We start from the raw sequence: 5970 nt of genomic DNA on the forward strand, positions 1-5970 counted from the left end.
CCACCCCACCGCGGTTCGCGGTGGGGTGGCGGCCGGCGCCGTGCGCGGGTCCTCACGGCCACCCGCTCAGCGCCCGCGTTCGAGCCGGTCCGTCCACGTCGTCCCCGGAACGGCGGACTCGGATCGCACCGCCCCTGCCCCGACCTGCCCGCGCCGCAGTCGGGCCGGCGTGCTTCGACGGGGGCCACCGCGCGGCGCCAATCGATCGCCCCGGGTTTGCGGGGCCCTCTGAACCCTCCGCACGCCGCGACGCCCGGCCCCGGGCCGCGGAGCCGGGTGCGCCAGGTACGCCGGGATACCTCGACGGCGCCCGCACCCACCGGACGCAGCGGCCCGGGGCCCCGGTTTCGTTTTCCGGCCGGCCCCGGGGCCGGCCGGCTTCGTTCCCGGTGCTGCGAGGAGCGCCGGGGCACGGCACAGTGGGGCGGAGCAAGCGTCGGCCGTGTTCAGGAAAAGGCAGCAGTGGAATCCGGACTTCGCATCACCCGCCGTCAAACCGCGCCCGGTGTACGGCAGGTGGCACTGGACGGGTATGCCGACATGGACACGGCCGCCGTCCTGCGCGCCGCCCTGGAGGACGAGTTCGGTGCCACCCCCTTGCCGACGACCCTCGTCGTCGACTGCGGGGAGCTGAGTTTCTGCGCGTCGGCCGGACTCAACGAACTCCTCCGAGGCCGGCTGACCGCCGCCGGCCTGGGCGTCACCTTCCAGGTGGCCTCACCTCGGGACCAGCTGCGCAGACTGCTGCACCTGACGGAGACGAGCGCCCTCCTGGGGGTGCGGCCCGCCACCGAGTCCACGCCGTCCTGACCGGCCGCTCGCCGCGAACCGGCTCCCGGCCGCCCGCAGTCATCGTCGGCCGGTACGGTCCCCGTGGAGCGTGAGCGAGGGCGCCCGGCCGTACGCCCTGCGGTACATGTCGGCGAAGCGGCCCGGGTGGGCGAACCCCCAGCGCATGGCGATCTCCGTGACGGTCGCACCGTCGCACGGGTCCGCTGCCGCGAGGTCCGCGTGCGCCCGCTCCAGGCGGACCCGGCGCAGATGGCCGAGGGGTGTGGTCCCGGCGTGGCGACGGAACGCGTACTGCAGTGCGCGCGGGGTGACCCTGGCGGCGGTCGCGATGTCGGCGAGCGTGAGGTCGCGGTGGGCGTTGTCGTCGATGAACGCGACCGCCCGTCGGAGCGTGCCGCTGCCGGCGTCGCGGGTGTCGACGCGAGCGGGCGCGGTCCTGGCGGTGTGGGGCAGCGCGGACAGCACGGCTGCGGCCAGGTGGTGCGCCGCGGTGGAGACGACCAGGGCGCCCGGGGACGACCCCGCATCGTTCAGCACGGCGTCCCGCAGGTAGAGGACCGCGGCGGTGAGCCGGTCGTTCCCGTCAGCGGTGGTCGCCCTGGGGGCCGTCAGCCTCACCGGCCCCGGCCCGGCCGTCCCGCCGGCGACGGCCATCCGGTCCAGCAGGACGGTGTCGAACATCGCGATGGTGTAGCGCGCCGCCCGCACCTCTCCCTGGTACGGAAGGTCGGGCTGGGCGAGGAGAAACGTCTCCCCCGGGCCGAACACCGTCTCGCGGCCACCGGTCCGGTCCACGAGCGTACCGGCGTGCATGCTGATCAGGCAGACCTTTCCGAGGCTGCCGGCGTCGTACCGCATGTCGTAGCCGAGCACGAGGCGGTCCACGCTCAGCGACCCCATCGCTCGTCGGCTGATCCGCACCCGGGCGTCGCTCACCGGCCCCCCGATCCGCATCGGCGTGTACGCGGATGAGAGGAAGGCTTCCGTAGCGTCCAGGTTGCCACTGCGAAAGTCCAAGCTGTCCATGTGCCCACTCTCTCGCACCCACCGCGTCCGGGTGAAGTGCGCGCTACGCCCGCTCCGGCAGGGTACGGCCCGAACCCGGCGGGGCACCTCCGGGGCCCGGCGGAAGCTACGGGGCGGACGCGCAGATCAGCGCCCTCGTCAGCGGCGACGGCACACCCGGGCGGGCGGGCAGTCGGGCCGTCGGGCGGTCCGGCGGCGGCAGAACTCCCCCGCACGATTGGTTCGCATACATTCGGGTAGACGTGCCGGGTGACGTGGACGGCGCAGCCCGCCCACGGGACGGGAGGCCGATCATGGCGACAGCAGGTTCGCAGACGCCCCGGGGTTCACGGACGCCCGGGAGCCTGGAGCGACCCGATCTGCACGCGAGGGCCGCGGCCCTGGGATGGTCGGTGGAGGACGCCGATCCACGACCACGGAGGACCCTCCGGTTCGCGCGGTCCGGCCTCGCCGTGGAGTCGTTCTTCTCGGACGACGGCAGATTCCTCTTCACCCGTGTCCACGGGCCTGCCGGGCCGGGCGAGGAACTCGACCTCCTGTCGACACTCGACTTCCTGGAGCGCCACGGGACCGGGGCCGACGGCGGGCGGGTCCGGGGCGGAGCCGCTTCCGCCACGGCCGCCGCACGGTCGGGCGACGACACCGCCCGACCGGCCGCCGGCCCGACTCCCCAGGAGACGCCGCCCGCGGAGAGCAGCACCACCGCCGGCATCTCCACCCCGGAGTCTCCGGAGTTGCGCCGGGCGTGGGGCCCGTGGCCGATCATGGTGGTCGCGGTCTTCGTGGTTTGCGTCGTGCTCTTCTTCGTCGCCCGGATCGCGGGTTGGTGAGGAGGGCGTGTGGCGCCGGTCGCGCACCGCCCGGGGCGCCGGAGCAGCCTGACGCGGCGTCAGCCCCGAACCGTGTACGAGGTCTTCTCCGCCAGGGTGCCGTTGCGGAAGCAGAACCGGAAGACGATCACGTCGTCGTTCCGCTCTGCGGATTCCGTGGAGAGCAGGCGCAGGCACCCGGAACCCTCGGGCACGGCCGGTTCGCCCCTGCTCAGGTCCTCGGCGAGGATCCTGGTGAAAAAGCTTTCGCCGTCCGGCAGTTCGCGGCGGACGTCCGCCTCCGGGGTGCCGACCTGGACGGCGTCGTACTCCTTCCCCTCAATGAAACCGTCGCGGTAGTTGCTGTAGAGCAGCCAGCCTCCGAGGGCGAGGAGAACGAGGAGGAGCACCCCGATCACCCCACAGCCGATCAGGCAGCCGTTGCGTCGCTTGGTCGTCGTTTCGTGCATGGGGACCACTGTCGCGAGGGGCCGTGGCGAGGGGCTGTCTCCGAAAGTCTCGCGTGTGATCGACTTCCGGTGCGATTTTCCGACCTCCGCCGACCGGCCGGCCGGCGCCTGCGGGCGCGGAGCATCCGGACCGGGGGTGGCCGCCGGAAATCACGAAACCGGAGGTGACGCCCCGCCCTCCACGGCAGACTGGACACCCTGGCGTCGGAGCCTCTCGGCGGCCCCTGGGATGTCCCGGCACCGGGTTCCACCGACCGACTTCGACTCCGCCGATACCGATGCCGATGCCGATGCCGATGCCGATGCCGAGGAGTCGTGATCGTGGAGAAGTTCGTTCCGAGGTTCCAGGGCGCGCCGTGGCCCGACGGCGCCCGCGTCCTGCACGTCTACGCCGTCCCGGACGTGAGGAGCAACGGCCCGCTGGCCCGCCTGGTCGGCGCGTGCCGAAGCGCGATGAGCTCCTACCCGATCACCCCGATCGGTGACGACACGCTGCACTGCACCGTCGAGATGATCGCCGACACCACCGCGGACAGGATCACGGCCGACGAGCGCGACGACCTCGTCGCCGCCCTGCGCAAGCACGTGGCCGCCACGGGCCCGCTGGAGGTCACGGCCGGCTCCCCGATCGCCAACCGCTTCGGCGCGTTCCTGGACCTGTCCCCCGACGACGGACTCGTCGAGCTGCGCGAGCGGGTCCGCGACGCGATCCGCGAGGTCCGCGGGCCCGGCGCACTGCTCCACAACGGCGGCCGACACCACATCTCGCTCGGCTACGCCTGGGCCGAGGCGTCCTCCGACGCGTTGCAGACGGCGCTGCGGAGCCTGGCGCCGAGCCACGCGCGCCTCCGCTTCACCGGCCTCCGCCTGCTCGACGTGCAGTTCCGCCTGTCCCCCCGGCCGGACGGCGAGTCGGCCTGGGAACTCTCCTGGGAACCGGTCGCGGACATCCCCCTCGCAGGTGGTTCCGGGGACACCCCGCCCTCGCGGACCGCCGGCTGACTCCCGCTCACCGGCCCGCCCCCGTGTCGACGGCTCCCCCTCCGCCACGGCGACGGCGAACCGTCGGGCGCGGATGCTGCCGGGAACCCTCGCAGCGCCGGCCCGACGACGCGCGGGGCGGTCACGGCTGGCCGACGGACCGACGGACCAGCGGGCCGACGGTCGCGGCACGCCGACCGGTCAGCGGTCCCCGGTCGGCCGGGGCGCACGCAGGTGCACGCGCTTCTCCAGCTCGTCCTGGTCGACCAGTTCGAGCATGGGCTTGCCCGGCGCGCACATCATCGTCACCACGAACCGGGTCCGGGCGTCCGTCAGCGCGTTGCCGTCCTGGTAGTGGATCACGTCACCGCCCGGCTCCCAGAACGTGCCGCCTGCCTCGACCACCCGCTCGGGCTCGCCTTCGAGTTCGAAGCGGACGGCACCTTCGACGACGTACCCGAAGGCCGGCCCCGAATGGCGGTGCGGCGGAGTGCCGGGGTCGCCGGGTGCCCACTCGATGTGGACGGTCATCGCCGAGGCCCCCTCGGGGACCGTGATCGGCGAGGCGTCCTGCAGCATCGTCGCCGCCCTCGTCCAACCCTCCGACGCGCCACCGTGGTCGGCTCCGTGCCCGTGCCCGTGCCCGTGCCCGTGCGCCGTGTCCTTGACCGTCATCGCCTCGTACCCCTCCGTCGGTTCACCGTTCCGGGGGGCGGCGCACCGTCCGGCGGAGGCCCGGCCGCCGCGCTCCCCCGGCCGTTCGACGATAATGACCGGACACTCCCCGGCGTTGTGACACGGACGTCCGCAGGTCGCGAACGACCGCTGCCCACAGGGGGTTTCAGCTCGGATCGGCCCTCAGGACGATCTCTCCCGACCGCGTGCGCACCGTACTCGAACGGCTTGTACCATGAGGCCCTCACGGCTGGAAGGGACGATCATGGACGCCGGCGCCGACGCCAATTCGCTCGACCGGGCGGCGAAGGACTTCCTCGCGATACGCCCGCGACTCTTCGGCATCGTCTACCGGGTGCTCGGCAGCACGGTGGAGGCCGAGGACATCGTCCAGGAAGCATGGGTGCGGTGGCAGAACACCGACCGCGCGGACATCCTCGAACCCGCCGCGTTCCTGGCCACCGTCACCACCCGTCTGGCCATCAACTTCGCCCAGTCCGCCCGGGTCCGGCGCGAGTCGTACGTCGGTCCGTGGCTGCCCGAGCCGGTCAACACCGGCGCGGATCCCCAGGTGGGGGCCGAGCGGGCCGAGGCGCTCGAACTGGCCGTCCTCCGGCTCCTGGAGAGGCTGAACCCGGTCGAGCGGGCGGCCTACGTCCTCCGGGAGGCCTTCGACTACCCCTACCGGCAGATCGCGGACATCCTGGAGACCAGTGAGGCCAACACCCGTCAGCTGGTGAGCCGGGCGCGCAAGCACCTGGCCGCCGCACGCCGGGAGCGTGTCAGCTCCGCCGAGCACCGGCGCCTCCTGGAGGTGTTCCTCAGCGCCGCGCAGACGGGCGACCTCGCGGTGCTGGAGAAGGTGCTGGCCGCGGACGTCGTCAGCTACTCCGACGGCGGAGGAACGCGCGGCGCGTCCAGGATCCCGGTCGTCGGGCGTCTCCCCGTGGCCAGGTACCTGGTGGCCTTCGCCCCGCGGTTCTGGCCCGGAACGGAACTCCGGTGGGTCGAGGCCAACGGCCGGCCTGCCGTTCTCATATCGTCGGCCGGGGCCACCACGGCCCTCCTCTGCGTGGACGTGTCCACCGAGGGGATCGAGACGATCATGTGGTTGATGAACCCGGCCAAGGTGTCGCCCTTCGTGGCGTCCCTGGACGGCTGAGGCCCCCCGGGGCGCGCAGCGCGGTCGCGTGACCGGCCGCGCTGCGCTCCCCGGG

At 73.2% G+C, this 5970-nt stretch carries 7 protein-coding genes; 4 read left to right on the forward strand and 3 right to left on the reverse strand.

The features are described from left to right. Nucleotides 1–462: 462 nt before the first annotated feature. Nucleotides 463–810 (forward strand): STAS domain-containing protein, encoded by a 348-nt coding sequence (locus tag ACFWOG_RS39035; RefSeq protein WP_380364342.1) that lies wholly within the window; start codon nt 463–465, stop codon nt 808–810. A gap of 39 nt (nt 811–849) precedes the next feature. On the opposite strand, the gene ACFWOG_RS39040 is transcribed toward ACFWOG_RS39035, so the two are convergent. After that, entirely contained in the window at nt 850–1818 is a 969-nt protein-coding gene (locus ACFWOG_RS39040) for a helix-turn-helix transcriptional regulator (RefSeq protein ID WP_380364344.1), read from the reverse strand. 293 nt (nt 1819–2111) lie between these two features. Between ACFWOG_RS39040 and ACFWOG_RS39045 the strand changes: the two genes are divergently transcribed. Next, complete coding sequence (locus ACFWOG_RS39045; RefSeq protein WP_380364346.1) at nt 2112–2648, forward strand: DUF6480 family protein; 537 nt, start codon at nt 2112–2114, stop codon at nt 2646–2648. 59 nt (nt 2649–2707) lie between these two features. On the opposite strand, the gene ACFWOG_RS39050 is transcribed toward ACFWOG_RS39045, so the two are convergent. After that, the gene (locus tag ACFWOG_RS39050; protein ID WP_329883802.1) at nt 2708–3097 is read right to left on the reverse strand and encodes a hypothetical protein; all 390 of its coding nucleotides are present in this window, start codon (nt 3095–3097) and stop codon (nt 2708–2710) included. A gap of 321 nt (nt 3098–3418) precedes the next feature. Here ACFWOG_RS39050 and ACFWOG_RS39055 point away from each other — a divergent pair, with 321 nt between their 5' ends. Beyond that, nucleotides 3419–4099, forward strand: a complete 681-nt coding sequence (locus ACFWOG_RS39055; RefSeq protein WP_380364348.1) for a hypothetical protein — start codon at nt 3419–3421, stop codon at nt 4097–4099. A 180-nt stretch (nt 4100–4279) separates the two neighbouring features. On the opposite strand, the gene ACFWOG_RS39060 is transcribed toward ACFWOG_RS39055, so the two are convergent. Beyond that, a complete protein-coding gene (locus ACFWOG_RS39060; RefSeq protein ID WP_380364350.1) occupies nt 4280–4753 on the reverse strand; it encodes a cupin domain-containing protein in 474 nt (157 codons plus the stop codon). 265 nt (nt 4754–5018) lie between these two features. Here ACFWOG_RS39060 and ACFWOG_RS39065 point away from each other — a divergent pair, with 265 nt between their 5' ends. Then, nucleotides 5019–5915 (forward strand): RNA polymerase sigma-70 factor, encoded by an 897-nt coding sequence (locus ACFWOG_RS39065; protein ID WP_355405680.1) that lies wholly within the window; start codon nt 5019–5021, stop codon nt 5913–5915. The last annotated feature ends 55 nt before the right edge of the window (nt 5916–5970 follow it).

Source organism: Kitasatospora sp. NPDC058406 (assembly GCF_042722765.1).
In the GTDB taxonomy this organism is placed as follows: Bacteria; Actinomycetota; Actinomycetes; order Streptomycetales; family Streptomycetaceae; genus Kitasatospora.

Excerpts from the sequence above, each read along its gene's own strand:
- ACFWOG_RS39060 (WP_380364350.1), bottom strand. The coding sequence starts at position 4,753 with ATGACGGTCAAGGACACGGCGCACGGGCACGGGCACGGGCACGGGCAC.
- ACFWOG_RS39045 (WP_380364346.1), top strand. The coding sequence starts at position 2,112 with ATGGCGACAGCAGGTTCGCAGACGCCCCGGGGTTCACGGACGCCCGGG.
- ACFWOG_RS39040 (WP_380364344.1), bottom strand. The coding sequence starts at position 1,818 with ATGGACAGCTTGGACTTTCGCAGTGGCAACCTGGACGCTACGGAAGCC.
- ACFWOG_RS39050 (WP_329883802.1), bottom strand. The coding sequence starts at position 3,097 with ATGCACGAAACGACGACCAAGCGACGCAACGGCTGCCTGATCGGCTGT.
- ACFWOG_RS39065 (WP_355405680.1), top strand. The coding sequence starts at position 5,019 with ATGGACGCCGGCGCCGACGCCAATTCGCTCGACCGGGCGGCGAAGGAC.